This is a genomic window from Streptosporangium sp. NPDC049644 (assembly GCF_040675205.1).
GTDB classification, from domain to species: domain Bacteria; phylum Actinomycetota; class Actinomycetes; order Streptosporangiales; family Streptosporangiaceae; genus Streptosporangium; species Streptosporangium fukuiense.
Genome location: NZ_JBFAOJ010000001.1, coordinates 145,291 through 163,166 on the forward strand (window position 1 = coordinate 145,291; position 17,876 = coordinate 163,166).

Here is a 17,876-nt window from a genome sequence, read left to right on the forward strand (position 1 = left end):
TGGTCAGAGGTTGTGGAGTGCAACGAGCACCTGCCTCAGGATTTCGGGATCCGGTCGTTCGGCCTGTGCGGCGATCGACGGATGACGGACGGTGATACGACCGGTGTCCAGCAGGTCGCGCAGCAGGATCTTCACCACGCTGACCGGCAGTCGCAGCTCCGCCGAGATCTCCACCACCGCCGTCGGCCGCTGGGCCATCCGCAGGATCCTGATGTGCTCGGACTGCATACCGGGGGTGGGGGCGCACTCGCTGACGATGAGGGAGACGGAGTCGAAGGTCTTCTCGTCGGCGCTGGTGCGCCCCCCGGTGACCGTGTAGAGCCGGTCCGGGTCTTCTCGGTCGATGGCTCGCCGTGTCATCCGCGGTCGTCGCTGTTCTCCGTTTGCCGCGGTGCCGCGGTGAGGTAGACCCCGATCTGCTCCACCAGTTCGTTCATGTTGTGCGCGATGAGCCCCACCTCGCCGTCCTCCTCGGCCACCACGGCCAGGTGGGCGCCGTCCCCGGCCGGCACGATGAGCAGCAGTCCGCCGGCGAACTCCACCATCGCCTGCCCCGCTCCGATGCCGTCCCCGAACTCGGCGGAGGCGCTCAGCGAGAGGCTCTGGATCCCGGCGGCCAGGGCGGAGAGCTGGTCGGCCCCGTCCCGGCCGAGGCCGGCGGTGAAGCACATCTTCAGGCCGTCCCTGGTCAGCACCAGCACATGCCTGATCCCCGGGGTCTTCTCCTTGAGGTTCTCCAGTAGCCAGTCGAAGTCACGATCGGTGGTGTGCGAAGCGTCGGTTGTGCTCATAAACGACGGGGTGCCCCTTCGGCGCGGGCGCGGGAGGGACGGCCCCTGCCTCCTCATCTGTGAATCCAAAGATGTCCGGTGGTCGGCGGACGCGTGTCAGGAGTCGCCCGGGGCCGGGGAGGGGGAACGACCACGGACGCCGGCCTGGCGGAACGCGGCGAACCTCGCCGCCGAGTCACGCCCCTCGCGCGCGGGCTTGGCCGGCGATGTCTGCCGCGCCCTGGTCGCCTCGGCCAGCGTCTGCCCCCGGCGCCGCCTGGGCAGCAGATCCTCGGACTCGTCGGCCGGCCCCTCCTGCGCGGGTACGGCCGGTGCCGGTACGGCGGCCTGCACGGGGCGGCGGACCGACGACTCGACGACGGGCGGCACGGTGGCCGACAGGGGCTGCGTGATCAGCAGGCGCGGGATCAGCATCACGACCCCCATGCCGCCACGGGCGGACGGCCGGAAGCTGACCGTCAGGCCGTACTTGTCGACCAGGCGCCCCACGACCGCCAGGCCCAGCCGGGTACCGGACAGCGTCCGCAGGTCGAGCGGTTCGGATACGAGCCTGGTGGCGTGCTGCCGCTCGCGCGGGCGCATCCCCAGACCGCTGTCCTCGATCGTGATCACGACACCGGCGTCCTCCTCGTCCACGTACACGTGGACCTCGGTGCCGTGCGCCGAGAACGTGGCGGCATTGTCCATCACCTCGGCCAGCGCGTGCATCACGCCCTCGGCCGCGTACCCCGCGACGGCGACGGTGCTGCTGGAGTGCAGCCGGATGCGCCGGTAGGCGCCGATGCGGCCCATCGCGCCGCGCAGCACGCTCTCCATGACGATCGGCCGGGTCCATCGCCGCCCGGAACGGCCGCCGCTCAGCAGTGCGACGTTGTCCGCCAGCCGGCTCAGCTGGGAGATGCGGTGGTCCAGGTCCAGCAGGTCGGCGAAGATCTCCTCGTGCTCGCCGTACTGCTCCTCCAGCTCGCGCAGCCGGGCGAGCAGGCTGGTGGCCTGTGCCTGCACCCGGGCCGCGGCCCCGGCGCACGCCGCCATCACGGCGGTGCCCCTGCGCTCGCTCTCGGAGAGCTGCCGCGCCGTCTCGCCCAGCAGGTCGCGCAGCGGGCCGTGCCCCGGCTGCTGTGTCTCGGCCAGTGCGGCGCTCACCGACATCCGGTTCGTCTGGATCCGCCGGACCAGATCCGGCAGCGTGTCGTCGGTCAGCCGGGAGATCTCGTCCTCGGTCGCCTCGCGGTACGCCCGGGCGGTGGCGAGCTCGCGTTCGATCAGCTCGAGCTCGTGCCCGGCCGCGTCGAGCAGCAGGCGCAGCGGGCCGTCCGGGGGCTGCGGCACCTGGGAGAGCGCGTCGGCGGCGGAGACGCCGCCGCGCACCTGGCGTCCCAGCGAGGGCAGCGACTCCTCGGCCATTCGCAGCACTTCCCGCTCCAGCCAGGTGAACCGCGCGCCGGCCCACTCGGCCTGCTCACGCAGCCGGCGACCGGTGCCGGCGTAGTGGACGATGGCCGCGGCGGCGCCGGACAGCAGTACGGCCGAGATCCCGCCGACGAGCGCCATCAGCTCTCTGGCCTCGTAGGGGGCGGCGGACACCGCCCACAACCACATGCAGGCCATAATGATCATGGTGCCGAGAGAGGCGATGACCGCCAGTTCCCTCGGTGAAAGCCTGCTCCGGGTGCGGTGCGGTACATCTACTGACATCGGCGTCCTTGGGGGGTGGCGGCAAGGCGTGACAAGGCCGCGTTGAACCTGCTGTTCCCCCTGCGATATCGGTCAACCGGGTGGTGCCGCTTCACGGCAGAGCGCGAACAGGCACACACCGTAGCACCACGCCTACGGCTAAGAACAGACAGTCACTCTCGAACCGCGCATTTCCATTCTAATCAACCGTGAGTCAATATATTCGTCGATTAATACTCTCTATTCGGACATTTGCTTATATAGGGTCATGATTTTCCGTGGGGTCGGCGGGATGCGGTCTCGTCGGCCCGGGGATGCGGGGCGTGCGTCCGTGCCCGGAGAACGGCGGATCCCGATCGGCGGCCGGGGACCGTACGACACGAGGCCGTGGGCCTCCCCGCGACAGCGGAGACCCACGGCGTGGGGGTGAAGCGCCTGATCAGCGAGGAGAGCGCGTTGACCACCGCTGATCAGGCGGGCTCAGAGTGCCCAGGGGTGCCTCAGGGGTAGGAGACGAGCTTGGAGGGGATCGTGTCCGTGCCGAAGGCCGGGCCGCCGGTGCCGTTGATCACATGGTTGATCCGCCCGTTGCCGCCGAGGGAGACGGTGAGCAGGCTGTGGAACTTGACTCCCGGCTTCACCGGGGTCTCGAACGCGTTCTCCACCTGGATCGTCGGGTCGACGTTGAAGTAGACGTAGCTGCCGAGCCCCCAGCCCTCGTGGGTGTCGACCGCGGGGCCGACCTTGTAGGCCGCCCAGCCCTTGGTGCCGCCGTTCATGTAGGCCGCCTGGTTCGGCGGGTCGTACGCCTTCTCGTTCTGGAAGAAGATCGTCCGGCCGCGCTCGCCGTACCACTCGACGTCGTACTTGCGGTAGTGCTCGACGAACAGGCCGGTCGCCAGGACGTCGTCGCCGTTGACGATCAGGCCGGTCTCGGCGGTGTTGACGTTCCAGCCGATGCCGTCGCCGTGGTCACCGCGCCACAGCCAGGTGTGGTCGATGATCACGTCGTCGCTGTTGACGACCACGCTGGTGGTGGCGTTGCCGGCGAAGGCGCCGCCGATCCGGACGAACACGTCCTGCAGCGTGGTCGGGTTGGCGGCGTGGTCGGCGCTCGACCCCTGCGGGCCGACCTCGATGAGCACGTCGGACTTCTGTGGGCCCGCGTCGACCAGGAAACCGGCGAGCCGCACGCCGTCCACGTCGGCGACCTTGACCGCGGTGGCGCCGCCGCCGGGGATGATCGTGGCCAGGCCGAGACCCAGGACCACGGTGTTCGCCCTGGTCACGTTGATCGGCTGGTCGATGTGGTAGATGCCGGGGGTGAGCAGCAGGTGCAGGCCCTGGCTGAGCGCGGCGTTGATGGTCGCGGCCGTGTCGCCGGGCTTGGCGACGTAGAACTGGGCGAGCGGGATCGAGCTTCCCGGGGTGGCGCCGTTCGCCCAGCTCACACCGCGCGCGCCGGTCCGCTTGGCCGGGACGAACACCCGGTACTCGTTGCCGGAGAGGTAGAGGTACGGCTTCTCACGGCTGATCGGGGTGTTGTCCAGCGTGGTGTAGGACTTGTCGGTGAAGGCGGTGGCGGGAGCGCCCTGCACCCCGGAGAAGACCATGTTCCACACGCCGTTGACCCAGCCGCCGACGGAACTGTCCCGGGTGTACCACTGCTGCTGCGAGTACGGGCCGACGGCGCCGTCGATCTTGCTGTCGGCGATGTAGCCGCCGCTGGCCCAGCCGTAGCCGGTGGGGGCCAGGTTGAGCGCGCCCTTGATGTGCATGCGACGGAACGGCGCGGCCTGGGAGACGGCCCACTGGTTGGTGCCGCCGGGCGGCTGGACCGACAGGTTCTCCGTCGAGCGCCAGAAGTTCTGGGTCGCGTTGCCGCCGAACCAGCCCGCGTCGACGGTCACGCCGTTGACGGTGACGTCGTCGGGGGACTGCCCCAGACCCATGATCGAGGTGTAGAAGCCGACCTTGGCGTTCACGTGGTAGGTGCCCGGCTTGAACAGGAAGGCGTGGCGCCCGGTGCCGAACTGGGCCGACTCCTGCTGCTGGAAGACGGTGTCGAGCCGGCTCTGGATGTCGGCACCGGACATGGACGGGTCGAAGACGTGAACGTTCGGTCCCAGGTCCCCGCCGCCGGGGATCACCGGACCGTCGGACGTGGTGCGCACGGCGAACTCCCACAGTGAGTATCCGTAGCCGGTGGCTCGGGTGGTGCCGTGCATCCGGACGTACCGGGCGGAGCCGCTCACCTCGTGCGACTGAACGCCGCCGGTGGCACCCGTGACGGACTTCAGGTCGGTCCAGGTGGTGCCGTTGGTCGACCCCTGGAGCTTGAAAGCGCTCGCGTACGCGGCCTCCCACCTCAGGTCGATCCTGCAGATGGTCCGGGTCGAGCCCAGGTCCACCTGGATCCACTGCGGGTCGCCGGCCGCGCTGGACCAGCGGGTCCCGTTGTCGCCGTCGAAGGCGGCGCTCGCGGGGGTTCCGCCGTTCTCGGTGGACGACGCGGTCGAGGGCTTGTTCAACGCGGCGTTGCCGGTCCCGCACTGGCCCGCGGGGCCCGAGTCCCCGCCGAAGACCTGGAACTCCCACAGTGAGTATCCGTAGCCGGTGGCTCGTGTGACGCCCTGCATCCGGACGTACCGGCCGCTGCCGGTGACGTCCCAGGTGTCGATTCCGCCGTCACCGCCGGTGACGGTCTTCAGGTCCGTCCACGTGCTCCCGTTCTCGGATGACTGGATCTTGTATCCGCTGCCGTACGCGGCCTCCCAGTTCAGCACGACCCTGCTGATGCCGAACGAGGCGCCCAGGTCGACCTGGAGCCACTGGGAGTCGCCGGCCGCGCTGGACCAGCGGGTGCCGGTGTCACCGTCGACCGCGGCGGCCGGCGGGGTGCCGCCGTTCTCGGTCGAGGAGGCCGTCGCGGTCTTGCCCTGCGACAACAACGTGTCGGCGAATGCCGGGCTCGACGGTACTGCGAGCAGAGCCGCCACGACTGCCGTGGCAGTCCATAAGGCGGCAGGACGGAACAGACCTCTCATGCTTGTCTCCACAGTGGATCCGGGGGGTGGAAGGTCCGACAGCAGATGAGGCGCGACTACGGCACCCGTAAATCAACGCCTTATTTCTACACTTAATTTAATTCGTCGGAAACATGGGGTCAATAGGTCGCCGTGCCACGGACGAGCTCCGCCCCGCGGCGAGACACCGGCAGGCCCCCCCGGCCTGCCGGTGGATCTGGGGGCTCAGACGCGGGGCACGACGTGGCCGAAGCGGAACACCCGGGCCGGGTCGTAGTGGTCCTTGAGAGCGATGAGCCTGCGCAGTGTCGGCTCCGGCCAGGCGCGGGCCAGGTCTTCGGGGGCGAGCATCGCCCCGTGGAAGTTGAGCTGCGTCCCGCCGGTCAGCCAGGGAGTCAGGGAGCCGAGCACGGCACCGCCCACGGCCGGGACGACCGTGTCGAGCAGTTCGGGAACGGGGGCGCCGATCACCATCACGCCGAAGGCGGCGTCCCGCCCGCCCACGGCGTTCGGCCGGCGCGGCTCGCGGCCCAGCGCCCCGCCCAGCTGGCGCAGCTCCACGATGGCCAGCGGCACGTCGACCGTCGGGCCGGCCGCCGCCAGGAGCGCCTCCACGGTCTCCGCGCCGAGCTCGCGCAGCAGGGCGCCGCGCTCCCAGCTCGGCATGGGATGCACCGGGTCCTGGTGCACGGAGTCGATCGCGCCGAACGGCATCTGCGCGATCTCGCCGAAGATCGGCTCGGCGACGGCCCGCATCGGGGAGAGGAGTGCCTCCGCCTTGTGGGCGTCGCCGAGATGGGCGAAGCGCAGGTGGGTCACGAAGCGGCCACGCAGCTGCGGGGGGAGCTCGGGCACCGGGGGCAGGCGCAGCATCGCCACCGAGGTGGTCGTGGCCTCCGGCAGCGTGTCGACCCAGGTCCGGTAGGCGTGCAGGACGGCGGGGGTGTCCTCGGCGCTGAAGTAGAGGCCGCCCCCGTACAGGGTCGACACCGGGAACAGGTCGATGACCATGGAGGTGACCACGCCGAAGCTGCCCTTGCCGCCGCGCAGTCCCCAGAACAGGTCGGGCTCGGTGTCCGGGTCCGTCACCCGGACCAGGCCGTCCGCGGTCACCACGGTGATCTCCCGTACGTGGTCGGCGGCGAAGCCGAAGGTCCGCGAGATCGGGCCGATGCCACCGCCCAGCGTGTAGCCCACCGCCCCGACGCCCGTGGACGAGCCGCTCAGGGGGGCCAGGCCGTACGGGGTCGTCTGCGCGATGACGTCCGCCCAGCGGCAGCCCGCGCTGACCCGCGCGGTGCGGCCGGAGGGGTCGACGGTGACCTCGCGCATCCTGGAGGTGTTGATCAGCAGCGCCCCGTCGGAGGCCTGGACGGCGCCGTGCCCGGTGGCCTGCACGGCGACGGGAAGGGAGTGGTGGACAGCGAAGCGGACCGCAGCCATGACGTCCGCGGTGCGGGTGGCGCCCACCACGACGGCCGGGTGGTGCCGGACCGCGGTGTTGAAACCCGCGGTCTCCTCCTCGTAGCCGTCCTGACCAGGAGAGAGGACAGGGCCGGCGACCTGGCCTCGCAGGACTTCCAGCTCTCCGCCGAGATGCTCGGCCGTGGAAAAGGCGGTGCTCATGAGGGTTCTCCCGATGGTGTGAGACGACTCGCGGCGTGGGGCGAGGTCGCGGGGCCTCGACCGGCCCGGTCCTCCAGTTGTCGCAGCCGGCACTTGGAGACGACTGGGTTGTTACTGGGGGCCCGGCGGCCACCGCGACCGGAGTGGTGCCGCCGGGCGCGGCCGAGGACCTAGAGGTCTCCTAGTCGTTTCCTAGACGGCGGCGGAACACTGTGCGCATGTCGTCGTCACTGGAGTCCCAGCCCTCCAGCACCCTGCTGTTGCGGGAGGTCCTGGCATACGCGGGTGCGACGGGTCCCGATCTGCTCGACGAGGCCCTGGAGGAGGCCCTGTCAGAGGTGTCGGCCGCTCGCTGCCGGGTGTACGTGCTGGTCGATCTGGCGCGGCCGGTGGGCGATCCGCCGGTGGCCGGTGCCCTCGTCGAGGTGGGACAGCCCGACCGTGACGCCCGCCTGCGGGCCCTGGTCGTCGCCCTGCCACACCGGGGACGGGGTCTCGGCCGGCGGCTGCTCGGTGACCTGCTGACGGAGATGCGCGCGGACGGCGTCCAACTGGTGCGCTACCGGGTGGCGGCGGCGGATCCGGGAACGTTCTCACTCCTCGGCTCCTCCGGTTTCGTCGCCGCCGACAGAACCCCCATCGCGACCTGCCGATACGATGGACCCGCGATCGAGGCATTGGCGGTCGCGTGGCTCGTGCGGGAGTTGTGATGCTCGCGAATGGTGGCGAGGTACCGGATACCGCCCAGGCCGCGGCGTGTCTGGATTTCCGCATCCTCGGACCGGTGGAGGTGGCCGACGGCACCGGTGCGCTCCTCGACCTGGGATCCCGCAAACAGCGGGCCGTGCTGACGCTCCTGGTGCTCAACGCGCCCCATGTCGCCCCCCTCGACCAGATGATCGACCGGCTCTGGGCCGACGAGCCGCCGTCCAGCGCGACAGGAACGCTCCAGGCGTACATCTCCCAGCTCCGCAGGATCCTCGAACCGCTGCGCAGCCCTCGGTCCCCCGCTCGCGTCCTGCGGACCCGGGAGCCTGGGTACCTACTGGACATCTCGCCCGATCAGGTGGATGCCAACCGCTTCAGCCGGGCCGTCGAGGAGGCACAGGCCGCTCTGGCCGACGGGCGGGCGTGGGAGGCCGAGCGGTCCCTGGACGCGGCACTCGGCACCTGGCGGGGCGAGCCGCTCGCCGACTTCTCCGACCGCTCCTTCGTGGGGCCTGTCGTGGCCCGCCTCACCGAGGTGCGCCTGTCGGCACTGTCCACGCGGGCCGAGGCGTGGCTGCTGCTCGGCAGGTCCAGTGAGGCGGCCGTCGAGGCCGGGCATCTGCTCGATCTCGACCCCTACCGGGAGGGGTCCTGGGCGCTGCTCATGCGCGCCCTGTACCGCGACCGCAGGCAGGCCGAGGCACTGGCCGCCTACCAGCGCTGCCGTACCCTCCTCGGTGACGAACTCGGGCTCGATCCCAGCCTCGAACTGCGCCGTCTCGAACAGGCCATCCTCGACCAGGACGAGTCTCTCGAAGGCTCCTGGCCGTCGATCGCGCGAGGGGAGGAGAGCTCGCCCGCGCGCGGGGACGGATCGTCCCACGGGGAAGACGTCGTGGCTCCCCGGACGGCAGGGGAGTGGCGGGCCTCCGCCCCGCGCGGGCGCAGGCTCGTGGGCAGGGAGCCTCACCTGCGCCGGATCCGGGAGCGGGTGCGGGACACGGCCCGCGGCGCGGGAGGTGTGCTGCTGGTCAGCGGCGAGTCCGGCGTCGGCAAGACCCGTCTCGCGGAGGCCGCGGCCGAGATCGCCGGGGAACTGGGCGTCACCCCGGTGTGGAGCCGGTGCGTCGAAGGGCGTGGCGCGCCCGCGTTCTGGCCGTGGATCCAGGTGCTGACCGCCCTCGAAGAAGAGGCGGAGGCCGGTGCCGGAGGGCTTGGGGCCGTGACCCGGGAGGCGGAGGGGGTCGAGAACGTGATCCGCCGGTTGACGGGCGCGGACGGGGCCTCGGGCGCGGACGATCCCGACACCGCGCGCTTCCTGCTGTACGACGCGGTGGCCAGGGCGCTGTCACGACGGGCGGGCGTGGCACCGGTGCTCATCCTCATGGAGGACGTCCACTGGGCGGACGCCGCGTCCCTGAAGCTGCTGACCTTCCTCGGCGGCGACCTGCACCGGGTGCCGTTGCTCGTGCTGGCGACCCTGCGCCCCGAGGCCGCCGAGACCGCCGAGGCGTGGCCGGCGCTGACGGACGCGCTCGGCGATCTGACCCGGCAGCGCGGTACCGAGCGGATGAGCGTCACCGCGTTCACGCGGGAGCAGGTCGCCGACTACCTGGACGACGCGGGCCCTGACGATCTGGGCCGGGTAGGTCGTGCGGACATCGGCCCCGACCCGGCCCTGGTCAGCGCGCTGCACGACCGTACCGGCGGTAACCCCTTCTTCCTCGGCGAGGTGCTCCGCCTGCTGGACAGCGTCTCGCCGCTGGACCAGGTCGCCGCCGCGGACGTCACCTCCCTCTCCGTCCCCGAAGGGGTGCGCGACGTCATCACCCGCCGGGTCTCGCGGCTGCCCGAGGACTCCCAGACGCTCCTGCGGGCCGCCGCGGTGATCGGCAGGGACGTCGACGCGGACGTGCTGGAAGCCGCCACCGGGATCGGCGGCGCCCGGATGATGATGCTGCTCGAACCCGCGGTGGCGACCGGCCTGCTCACCGAGGTGGCCGGGGGCTGGGACTATCGCTTCTCGCACGCGCTCGTCCGCGAGGCTCTCTACACGGGGCTGAGCCGACTGCAGCGGGCGCAGCTCCACGGGCGGGTGGGTGAGGCGGTCGAGAATCTTCACCCGGGAAACCGGGAGCCGCGACTGCCCGTGCTCGCCCACCACTTCGGCATGGCGGCCAGGATCGGTCACTCGGCCAAGGCGACGTCGTACGCCGTCAGGGCGGCGGTACAGGCGGCGGCCCGCCTCGCCTACGACGAGGCGGTCATGTTCTGGGAGCAGGCGCTCGCGGCACTCGACCCGCAGTCCGCGGATCCGGCGCTCAGCCGTGGTGCCCTGCTCATCGAGCTGGGACGGGCGCGCAGGGTGGCCGGCGACGTGATCACGGCGCACACCGCCCTGGACGAGGCCGTGACCCTCGCCACCCGTAAGGGCGACGACGCGGCGGTGATCGAGGCGGCGACGGTCTTCGGCGGGGTGACGCTGTGGAACTGGCGCGCCTACGGCGTGGTGGACAAGCGCATGATCGACGTGCTGGAGGACCAGCTGAACCGGCTGCCGGCCGGGCGGGAGGCGGTCAGGGCCGAGCTGCTGGGAACCCTCGGAGTGGAGCTCTACTACAGCGAACGGCGGTGGGAGGGCGCGCGGCTCGCGGCCGAGGCGGTCGCGCTCGCCCGGCGGGCCGGTGACCACCGCCTGCTCGCGCGCACGCTCAACAACTTCGTCATCGCCTCCTGGACCCCGGAGTACGAGGAGGAGCGGTACCGGGCGGCGGAGGAGATCCTGTCCCTCCCCGACCTGCCCCGGGCCGCCGAGATCATCGCCCGCCTGCACCGGATGCCGACCTTCCTGCGTGAGGGAAGGCTGGCCGACTACGACGCCGAGCTGGCCCGCTGCCTGCGCCTGACCGGCGAGGTGCGGATGCCGGAGCTCGAGACGCAGGTGACCTACGCCGCGACCGGGCGGGCGATGCTCGACGGCCGCTGGGAGGAGGTGGAGAGGCTTGCCGCGACCGGCGCCGAGAGTTACCGGCGTATCAGCCTCTGGGGCCCGGAGTACATCCATCTGCTCTGCGCCTTCTTCTCGTCCTGGGCACAGGGCCGACACGGGGTGCTTGTGCCGGAACTGCTCGAGGCCGCCGAGGACGACTCCAACAGCCTGCTGCGCCCCGCCGCCGTACTGGCCGTGATCGAGGCGGGGGACGAGGCGCTCGCCCACCGTCTGATCGACCGGTGGGGCGTCGCCGTCGAGCGTGACTGGGCGTGGCAGTTCGTCACCTGGCAGTGGGGTCTCGTCGCGGCCAGGATCGGCCGCCCCGATCCGTACGGGCTGCTGGAGGAGCTGGAACCCATCGCCGAACAGCTGGTGACGTTGGGAACGGGATGCATCTCCTGGGGGACGATCCACGGTGTGGTCGCCCAGCTGCTCCACCGGATCGGTCGCGTCGAGGAGGCCCTGGCGCACGCCGAGCGAGCGCGGGAGACCCACCACCGCCTCGGGCTGCGGCACCTGGAACACCGCAGTGCCGCGCTGGCCAGGGAGATCCGCGAAAGCTGATCCCGCCGGCCGGAGCCCACGTATCGGCCGGGGGGCGGTCATCCTCGCCGTGACCGCGCCTGCCGGCGGAGCGGTCCGCCCTGACCGTACCGGTGCGGGCTCGCCCGCCGTGTTCAGCCGTTCGGGTTCCGTCTGGCGGGAGTCCGTTGGTCCGCCTCGTCGGCCAGTTGGTACTCCACGATGGCGCACCAGTGGTGCCAGCGTGCCAGATCGAGGTGCTGCTCGACGTCGCCCACGCCCGCGTCGGCCATGAGCTGGTGACCGCGGGCAGCCGACTCGTGCGCGTTGACCAGGGCGTGGTGGCCGTGATTGGCGAGTGATTCGCTGACCGCCAGACTCACGGCTATCTCTCCCATTGTCCTGGGCCGGCCGTCGCCGAAGCCCTTCCCGGTGAGGTCGCGGCTCTCCAAATCGTCACTCATAGCTGCTGAGTGCCCAGCAGGTCTCGGATCTATCTGGGACCCGCGCTCCGATGTGGACGATTTCCGGACGTCAGAGCGGTGGGTGGCGCCGTCCGGTTCCGCGGGTGCCGGCGCGTCACGCGGGACGGTCGCGGGGCTACCCTGCACGGCATGATTGAAGTGGAGTTGCGTGGATGGCGACCCGACGACATGTGGGTCGTGCTCGACGCGTTCAGCTCCCCGGACATGGCCGAGCAGGCGGCCCGGCCCATCGACACAGCCCAGGCGGCGCTGGAGTGGATGGGGATCTGGGGCTTCCGTGACGACGCGCGGGCGTTCGCCGTGGTGTCCAACGGCGAGGTCGTGGGGAACGTCGCCGTGAGCAACATCGACGCGCACGAGACCGGCTGGGTGTCCTACTGGACGATCCCGCGTGCCAGGGGACGGGGCGTGGCCGTGGCCGCCGCCGGCAAGATGGCCGAGTGGGCGTTCAGGGAACGGGGACTGTTCCGCCTGGAGCTGGCGCACCGGGTCAGCAACGTGGCCTCCTGCACGGTGGCCACCAGGGCCGGATTCCGCTCCGAGGGAATCGAGCGGGCCAAGCTGAGTTACGCGGGCGTCCGCCACGACGTGGAGCGGCACGCCCGCCTGGCCACGGACTGAGCGGCGCGGTCTCGCCTACGGGCGAAACGCTCGCCGGGCTCAGAGGGCCTTGAGCCCGGCGAGGAGGTCGCGGAGCAGGTTCTCGCGGGGGATCGCCGAGGGCGCCGCGGGGAGCCGTACGGTGATCAGGTCGTGGTCGCGCAGGTCGCCGAGGAGCACCCGGAGCACTCCGACGGCCATGCCGGTCTCCCCGGCCAGTTCGGCGACGGAGATCGGCGCGCGGCAGGCGTTCAGGATCGACATGTGCTCGGGCGGCAGGTCCCGGCGTGGGGCCCGGACCGCCACCACCACGGCCATCAGGTCGAAATGAGCGCCCGCGGCCCTGGTCCTGCCGCGGGTCATCGTGTAGGGACGGACGATCGGACCGGCCTCCCGGTCGAGCCAGCGCTCGGTCATCAGGGCCCGCCCTCCGGCCCGGTGCGCTGCCGTTCGTCGCGGAACGCGGCGAGCACGCCGCTCGGGACGGCTCCCCTGCTCTCCGGGACGGTCTCCGTGACAGGGGCGCCGGAGGCGGCCCGTTCGGCGGGTACGGTCTGGCGCACCCGTTTGGGGAGGCCGTTGCCGGAGGGAAGCCTTTCGACCTCGACCGAGTAGGTGAACCGGGGATCGAGCGGTTCGACCACCAGCTCGCTCGGGAGCAGCACGATCGCCGTGGTGCCGCCGAAGGGGGAGGGGCGCAGGGAGACGCGGATGCCGTGCCGGATGGCGAGCTGCGCGACGACGAACAGGCCGAGCCGGTCGCTGTCGGCCAGGTCGAACTCCGGCGGGTCGGCCAGCCGCGCGTTGAGCCGGGCCATCTCCTCGGCGGGGATGCCGAGCCCCCGGTCCTCGACTTCAATGGCGTAGCCCCTGGCGACCGTCTCGCCGTGCACGCGTACCGAGGTGTGCGGGGGAGAGAACATGGCGGCGTTCTCGACCAGTTCGGCGACCAGGTGGATCACGTCGGTGACGACCGCGCCGATCACGGACGGGCCGTGCGGAACGCTGATCGTCACGCGCGGATAGTCCTCGACCTCCTCGACCGCGGCGCGGACCACGTCGTAGATCGTGACCGGTGTCCGCCATCCCCGTCCGGGGACAGCACCGGACAGGATGATCAGGCCCTCGGAGTGGCGGCGCATCCGGGTGGTCAGGTGGTCCAGGCTGAACAGATCCTCAAGGGTCTCCGGGTCGCGGGCCCGGCCTTCCATGGTCTCCAGCATGGCCAGCTGCCGGTGCAGCAGGGACTGGCTGCGCCTGGCCAGGTTCACGAAGACCTTGTTGACGCCCTTGCGCATCTCGGCCTGACCGACGGCGGCCTCGACGGCGGTCCGTTGCACGGTGGAGAACGCCTCGCCGACCCTGGCGACCTCGGTGGTGCTGCCGACGTTGATCTCGGGTGCCTCCGAGCAGACGTCCTCGCCCCGGCGGAGCCGCCGGACCACGTCGGGCAGCCGCCTGTCGGCCAGGTCGAGGGCCGCCCGCTGGAGGTCGATGAGCTCGCCGCCCAGCCGCCGGCCGAACCGTACCGAGATGAAGACGGACAGCCCGACCGCGGCCAGGCCCAGCCCACCGGCGAGGCCGATCTGGATCAGGATGCCCCTGGCGAGCGGTATGGACCGCTCGCTGATGCGTTCGCTGACCTTTCCGGCGCGGCTGTCGAAGTCGTCGGAGAGCCGGGTGGCGACCTCGGCCCAGGCGGGGTCCGGAACCGCCGACGTGGCGACGGCGTTCTCGATCCTCTCGAACGAGGAGTAGTCGGGGGAGTCGTGCAGGGCGGTGTAGAGGGCCTGGAACTCGGCGTCGAACTGGTCGAAGCCCAGGGAGTAGAGGAGCCTGCGGCCGGTGACCAGTTCGCTGAACCTGGCACGTTCCGAGGGGCTCATGGCCCCCTCGACCACGGCTCCGGCTATCAGGGCGGCCTGCCGGCTGAGGATCTCACGGCTCCGCCCGACCATGACGACGGCCCGTGCCTGGTCGGTCAACTCGATGTCGGTGGATATCCGCACCTTCTCGTAGACGTCGAAGGCGGCCTCGATGATCCCGGTGTAGGCGTCGAGCGTCTGCAGCCGGGTGTCGGTGCGGGTGTCGACGCCGCTGCGGATCTCGGTGAGCCGGTCCATGGCGCGAAGGAGCCGGTTCAGCCGCTCCCAGGTGCCCGGGACGAGGTCGGAACGGGCCGCGGTGATCAGCCGCTCCAGCTCGGCTCGCGCGTCGTTCGTGCGGACGCGCTGCGCGTCCAGTTCCGCACGCGAGACGTCGACGTCTCCCAGGACGGACAGCGACAGCAGCCGTTCGTGCTGGAGCGCGGTGGTCACTTTTCTGGCGGGCTGGACCGCGTACGCGTAGCCGTCGCGGATCTTGAGGAGTTCCTGGCCGCTCTGGAACGTCAGGCTGGCAGCAAACGCCCAAATGACTACAAGGGATGCAATTGGTACCAAAAGTAAGGTAAAAATTTTCACCCTGATTGAGTGTTTTCGGCCAGCCATAATACCTCGCACTACTGAGATGCGTGGTTAACAGTCGCCAAACATAGCAATGAGGGTCACTTGGTGCTAGACGTGCATGTGGGTTACGTTGCGATGATTTATCGTGCTGTATCGGTTTGGAACCTTCCATACCTCAGGTGCGTCTCTTTAGGTAGGAGGGGACCTTCGATGCAAACGATTGCGGAGCTCGTCAAAGCCGAGGCCGAGCGGGCGGGACGGTCGGCGCGGGCCCACGGCGGCACGCTGGCGGTGCAGCTGGTCCGTTTCGGCCCGCGGTTGGTGACGGCCGAGGTCGACGAGGGCGCCGCGTGCGTCGAGTTCCGGATCGTCGGCGAGACGCTGGACTGGCGCTGCAGCTGTCCCGAGGGCCGTGGCGGTGCCTTCTGCGCGCACTGCGTGGCGACGGCTCAGTCGGTCAGCACGAGAACGGACAGGAAGGACTCTCCGGGCGTGTCATCGGCGACCGCCTCGGTGAGGACGGTCCGGATGGCGTCATAGGTCTGGCGGTCCTCGCTCCGCAGCGTCGACGGCTCCGACCAGAGCAGCAGGTGCTCGCCCGGCGGCAGCCACGACAGGTCGGTCAGCACGTCGTAAAGCGAGTCGAGGGTGTGCCCGAAACGGTCGGGCAGGTCGAGAGCCTCGGCGATCGCGTCCATCGCCTCGGCCGAAGTGGTGATCTTCACGCCGTTCAGCGGATGCGGCGTCGCGGTGCCGAGCATGGACTCGACCTCCTCCGCCGACCCCTGGCGGAACGTTCCCCTGGACAACGCGATCATCTCCGTCCGTGGTCGGCGGAGGGCGTGTGACGACTCACCGTCGACCGCGCCCTGAGCTGCTGTTTCGTACTGCTTATCGGACATCTCACCTCGCCGAACTACCCGCGCGCGCCCTCTGAAAAACGGGACGGCGGCGTGTCCTCCCGGCCGCCCGCCGAGGCGGCATTGTATGGTTGTCAGACAATATGCTTACAATCGTCCCGTGAAACTCGCCGTGATCGGAGCCGCCGTGCTCTGGGGGACCGCGGGAACCGCGGGCCTGCTCGTCGCCGGGGTCGATCCCGTCTCCATGGCCGCCGCCCGCCTGGTGATCGGTGGCCTGGTCCTCGCGGCCGTCACCGGCCCCGTGCGGCTCCTGGGCCTCCCCCGAGGCCCGCTCCCGGCGGGTGGGCGCCGCCTTCCGGCACGCTTCGGCCCGCTCGCGGCCGCCGCGGTGGCCGTGGCGGCGTACCAGCTGTGCTTCTTCGCCGCGGTCAGCAGGACCGGAGTGGCCGTCGGCACGGTGGTCGCGATCGGCAGCGGCCCCGTCTTCACCGGGCTGCTGTCCTGGCTGCTCGACCGCGTGCGGCCCAGCCGCCGCTGGGCGGTGGCGACCGCGGCGGCGATCGCCGGTTGCGCCGTACTCACCGGAGGGGGAGGCGAGGTGCGGGCCGATGGGGTCCTGTTCGCGCTGCTCGGCGGCCTGCTGTACGCCTTCTACGCGGTCACCGCCGCGCGGGCGATCGGCGCGGGGGCGCCCTCCGACGCGGTGATGGGGCTGATGTTCGGTGGGGCGGCGGTCGTCATGGTGCCCGTCCTGCTGTGGACCGGCACCGGCTGGCTCACCGAGCCGCGCGGCCTGCTCACCGCCCTCTACCTGGGCTGTGCCACCACCGCGCTGGCCTACCTGCTGTACGGAAGGGGGCTGCGCACCACCCCGGTCGCGACCGCCGCCACCCTCGCGCTGGCCGAGCCCGCGGTGGCGACGCTGCTCGGTGTCGTCGTGCTCGGCGAGCGGCTCGGGCCCGCCTCGGTCGCCGGCCTGCTGCTGCTCGGCGCCAGCCTGGTCGCGGTCTCCCTGCCCGAGCGCGTCTCGCCCGCCGGCCGGAGCGGAAGGGCAATAGGGTCGTCGGCGTGACCCTCCCGCTCCATCCCGTCTCCGCCGTCGGCGCGCTCGCCGACGCCCTGCGCCGGCGGGTGCTGTCCGGCGAGATCGACCCGGGCACCACGCTGCCCGAACAGGAGCTCTCGGCCCTGTACGGGGTGGCCCGCCCGACGGTCCGCGAGGCGCTCGCCGTGCTCGTGCACGAGGGGCTGCTCAGGCGCGAGCGGCACCGCAGCGCCCAGGTGGCCGAGGTGACCGTGGCCGACCTGGACGACCTGATGTTCGTCCGGCGTCCGCTTGAGGAACTGACGGCCACCGCGCTGGCCGGTCGGCGGGTCGGGGAGGCGGACGCGGCACTGGCGCGGATGGCCGCGCTGCCCGCGGACGCCCCCTGGGCGGACATGGTGGCCGAGCACATGGCGCTGCACCAGGCGCTGGTCGTCGCGGTGGGCAGCCCCCGGCTGGAGCGGCTCTACGGCATGCTGGCCGTCGAGACCAGGCTCGGCCTGGTGCGGCTGCGCGCCGTCTACTCCGACCGGCACGTGCTGGTCGCCGAGCACCGGAACCTGCTCGACGCGATCGCCGGCGGTCCCGCGGAGGCCGCCAGGGAGGCGGTCGCCGCGCATCTCGATCATGGCTGGGGCGGTCATTAGGCACTGACTTGCACGGCTCTATTGCACGCGGAGCCCCGGAGTGGTCACAATCGCGCCCATGCACGGCAACTCAGTGCCGGACTCCTACGTATATGTCACCGAAGAAGGCGTGACCCGTCACTACGAGGACGGCAGCGTTGACGCCCTCGCGTGGGAGGACGTCGTCGAGGTGCGGGTAGTGGGCGATACGGACTCGGACATCCTGTACATCCTTCTTGATCGAGAGGGCCAGGGGTGCGTGGTGCCCAGCTCGGCGACCGACGCGACCTTCCTCGCCCGTCTCCGGTATCTCCCGGATTTCGATCTCGATCGGCTCGGTGCGGCGGTGGAGGCCGCGCGCGACGATTACGTCGTCGTATGGCGCAGTCCAGAACCACCTTCTGCTCTTCCGGATTTTGAATACGACTAATTTCATATTATTGACAAATATAAGCGGTCAAAGGAACA

At 70.9% G+C, this 17,876-nt stretch carries 15 protein-coding genes; 6 read left to right on the forward strand and 9 right to left on the reverse strand.

All coding sequences use genetic code 11. The annotated features are described in order from the left end of the window. Positions 1-3 precede the first annotated feature (3 nt). The 5 genes from AB0J58_RS00745 to AB0J58_RS00765 form a co-directional block, all read right to left on the reverse strand. The gene (locus AB0J58_RS00745; RefSeq protein ID WP_343978665.1) at positions 4-360 is read right to left on the reverse strand and encodes a DUF742 domain-containing protein; all 357 of its coding nucleotides are present in this window, start codon (positions 358-360) and stop codon (positions 4-6) included. Continuing rightward, positions 357-791, reverse strand: a complete 435-nt coding sequence (locus tag AB0J58_RS00750) for a roadblock/LC7 domain-containing protein (RefSeq protein ID WP_355550082.1) — start codon at positions 789-791, stop codon at positions 357-359. The genes AB0J58_RS00745 and AB0J58_RS00750 overlap by 4 nt, the downstream gene beginning before the upstream one ends. A gap of 96 nt (positions 792-887) precedes the next feature. Further along, the gene (locus tag AB0J58_RS00755) at positions 888-2,489 is read right to left on the reverse strand and encodes an ATP-binding protein (protein ID WP_364208347.1); all 1,602 of its coding nucleotides are present in this window, start codon (positions 2,487-2,489) and stop codon (positions 888-890) included. Between the two features lie 479 nt (positions 2,490-2,968). Further along, positions 2,969-5,467, reverse strand: a complete 2,499-nt coding sequence (locus AB0J58_RS00760; protein ID WP_364208350.1) for a discoidin domain-containing protein — start codon at positions 5,465-5,467, stop codon at positions 2,969-2,971. A 252-nt stretch (positions 5,468-5,719) separates the two neighbouring features. Continuing rightward, complete coding sequence (locus AB0J58_RS00765) at positions 5,720-7,120, reverse strand: FAD-binding oxidoreductase (protein ID WP_364208353.1); 1,401 nt, start codon at positions 7,118-7,120, stop codon at positions 5,720-5,722. 218 nt (positions 7,121-7,338) lie between these two features. On the opposite strand from AB0J58_RS00765, the gene AB0J58_RS00770 reads away from it, so the two are divergent. Then, positions 7,339-7,830: a GNAT family N-acetyltransferase gene (locus AB0J58_RS00770; protein ID WP_364208356.1), complete on the forward strand. Its 492-nt coding sequence runs from the start codon at positions 7,339-7,341 to the stop codon at positions 7,828-7,830. Then, positions 7,830-11,384, forward strand: coding sequence for a BTAD domain-containing putative transcriptional regulator (locus tag AB0J58_RS00775; protein ID WP_364208359.1), 3,555 nt, complete (start codon positions 7,830-7,832; stop codon positions 11,382-11,384). Before AB0J58_RS00770 ends, AB0J58_RS00775 begins: the two co-directional genes overlap by 1 nt. A gap of 113 nt (positions 11,385-11,497) precedes the next feature. Here the strand turns inward: AB0J58_RS00775 and AB0J58_RS00780 are convergent, their stop codons facing one another. Continuing rightward, complete coding sequence (locus tag AB0J58_RS00780; protein ID WP_364208362.1) at positions 11,498-11,806, reverse strand: hypothetical protein; 309 nt, start codon at positions 11,804-11,806, stop codon at positions 11,498-11,500. A gap of 150 nt (positions 11,807-11,956) precedes the next feature. Here AB0J58_RS00780 and AB0J58_RS00785 point away from each other — a divergent pair, with 150 nt between their 5' ends. Further along, positions 11,957-12,448, forward strand: coding sequence for a GNAT family protein (locus AB0J58_RS00785; protein ID WP_364208365.1), 492 nt, complete (start codon positions 11,957-11,959; stop codon positions 12,446-12,448). Positions 12,449-12,487: 39 nt separating this feature from the next. Here AB0J58_RS00785 and AB0J58_RS00790 read toward each other — a convergent pair whose 3' ends face one another. From AB0J58_RS00790 to AB0J58_RS00800, 3 genes are all read right to left on the reverse strand, one after another. After that, entirely contained in the window at positions 12,488-12,844 is a 357-nt protein-coding gene (locus tag AB0J58_RS00790) for a DUF742 domain-containing protein (protein WP_343978637.1), read from the reverse strand. Beyond that, positions 12,844-14,745: a nitrate- and nitrite sensing domain-containing protein gene (locus tag AB0J58_RS00795; protein ID WP_364208368.1), complete on the reverse strand. Its 1,902-nt coding sequence runs from the start codon at positions 14,743-14,745 to the stop codon at positions 12,844-12,846. Before AB0J58_RS00795 ends, AB0J58_RS00790 begins: the two co-directional genes overlap by 1 nt. Positions 14,746-15,323: 578 nt before the next feature. Next, positions 15,324-15,776 carry a barstar family protein gene (locus AB0J58_RS00800; protein ID WP_364208372.1) on the reverse strand — a complete coding sequence of 151 codons (453 nt, stop codon included), beginning with the start codon at positions 15,774-15,776 and terminating at the stop codon, positions 15,324-15,326. A gap of 118 nt (positions 15,777-15,894) precedes the next feature. Here AB0J58_RS00800 and AB0J58_RS00805 point away from each other — a divergent pair, with 118 nt between their 5' ends. The 3 genes from AB0J58_RS00805 to AB0J58_RS00815 are packed head-to-tail and all read left to right on the forward strand — an operon-like array spanning position 15,895 to position 17,838. Beyond that, positions 15,895-16,809, forward strand: coding sequence for an EamA family transporter (locus tag AB0J58_RS00805; RefSeq protein ID WP_364208375.1), 915 nt, complete (start codon positions 15,895-15,897; stop codon positions 16,807-16,809). Further along, positions 16,806-17,429 carry a GntR family transcriptional regulator gene (locus AB0J58_RS00810; protein ID WP_343978625.1) on the forward strand — a complete coding sequence of 208 codons (624 nt, stop codon included), beginning with the start codon at positions 16,806-16,808 and terminating at the stop codon, positions 17,427-17,429. The genes AB0J58_RS00805 and AB0J58_RS00810 overlap by 4 nt, the downstream gene beginning before the upstream one ends. A 58-nt stretch (positions 17,430-17,487) precedes the next feature. After that, positions 17,488-17,838 (forward strand): hypothetical protein, encoded by a 351-nt coding sequence (locus AB0J58_RS00815; protein WP_364208378.1) that lies wholly within the window; start codon positions 17,488-17,490, stop codon positions 17,836-17,838. Positions 17,839-17,876: the final 38 nt, after the last annotated feature.

Excerpts from the sequence above, each read along its gene's own strand:
- AB0J58_RS00745 (WP_343978665.1), bottom strand. The coding sequence starts at position 360 with ATGACACGGCGAGCCATCGACCGAGAAGACCCGGACCGGCTCTACACG.
- AB0J58_RS00750 (WP_355550082.1), bottom strand. The coding sequence starts at position 791 with ATGAGCACAACCGACGCTTCGCACACCACCGATCGTGACTTCGACTGG.
- AB0J58_RS00755 (WP_364208347.1), bottom strand. The coding sequence starts at position 2,489 with ATGTCAGTAGATGTACCGCACCGCACCCGGAGCAGGCTTTCACCGAGG.
- AB0J58_RS00765 (WP_364208353.1), bottom strand. The coding sequence starts at position 7,120 with ATGAGCACCGCCTTTTCCACGGCCGAGCATCTCGGCGGAGAGCTGGAA.
- AB0J58_RS00770 (WP_364208356.1), top strand. The coding sequence starts at position 7,339 with ATGTCGTCGTCACTGGAGTCCCAGCCCTCCAGCACCCTGCTGTTGCGG.
- AB0J58_RS00775 (WP_364208359.1), top strand. The coding sequence starts at position 7,830 with ATGCTCGCGAATGGTGGCGAGGTACCGGATACCGCCCAGGCCGCGGCG.
- AB0J58_RS00780 (WP_364208362.1), bottom strand. The coding sequence starts at position 11,806 with ATGAGTGACGATTTGGAGAGCCGCGACCTCACCGGGAAGGGCTTCGGC.
- AB0J58_RS00785 (WP_364208365.1), top strand. The coding sequence starts at position 11,957 with ATGATTGAAGTGGAGTTGCGTGGATGGCGACCCGACGACATGTGGGTC.
- AB0J58_RS00790 (WP_343978637.1), bottom strand. The coding sequence starts at position 12,844 with ATGACCGAGCGCTGGCTCGACCGGGAGGCCGGTCCGATCGTCCGTCCC.
- AB0J58_RS00800 (WP_364208372.1), bottom strand. The coding sequence starts at position 15,776 with ATGTCCGATAAGCAGTACGAAACAGCAGCTCAGGGCGCGGTCGACGGT.
- AB0J58_RS00815 (WP_364208378.1), top strand. The coding sequence starts at position 17,488 with ATGCACGGCAACTCAGTGCCGGACTCCTACGTATATGTCACCGAAGAA.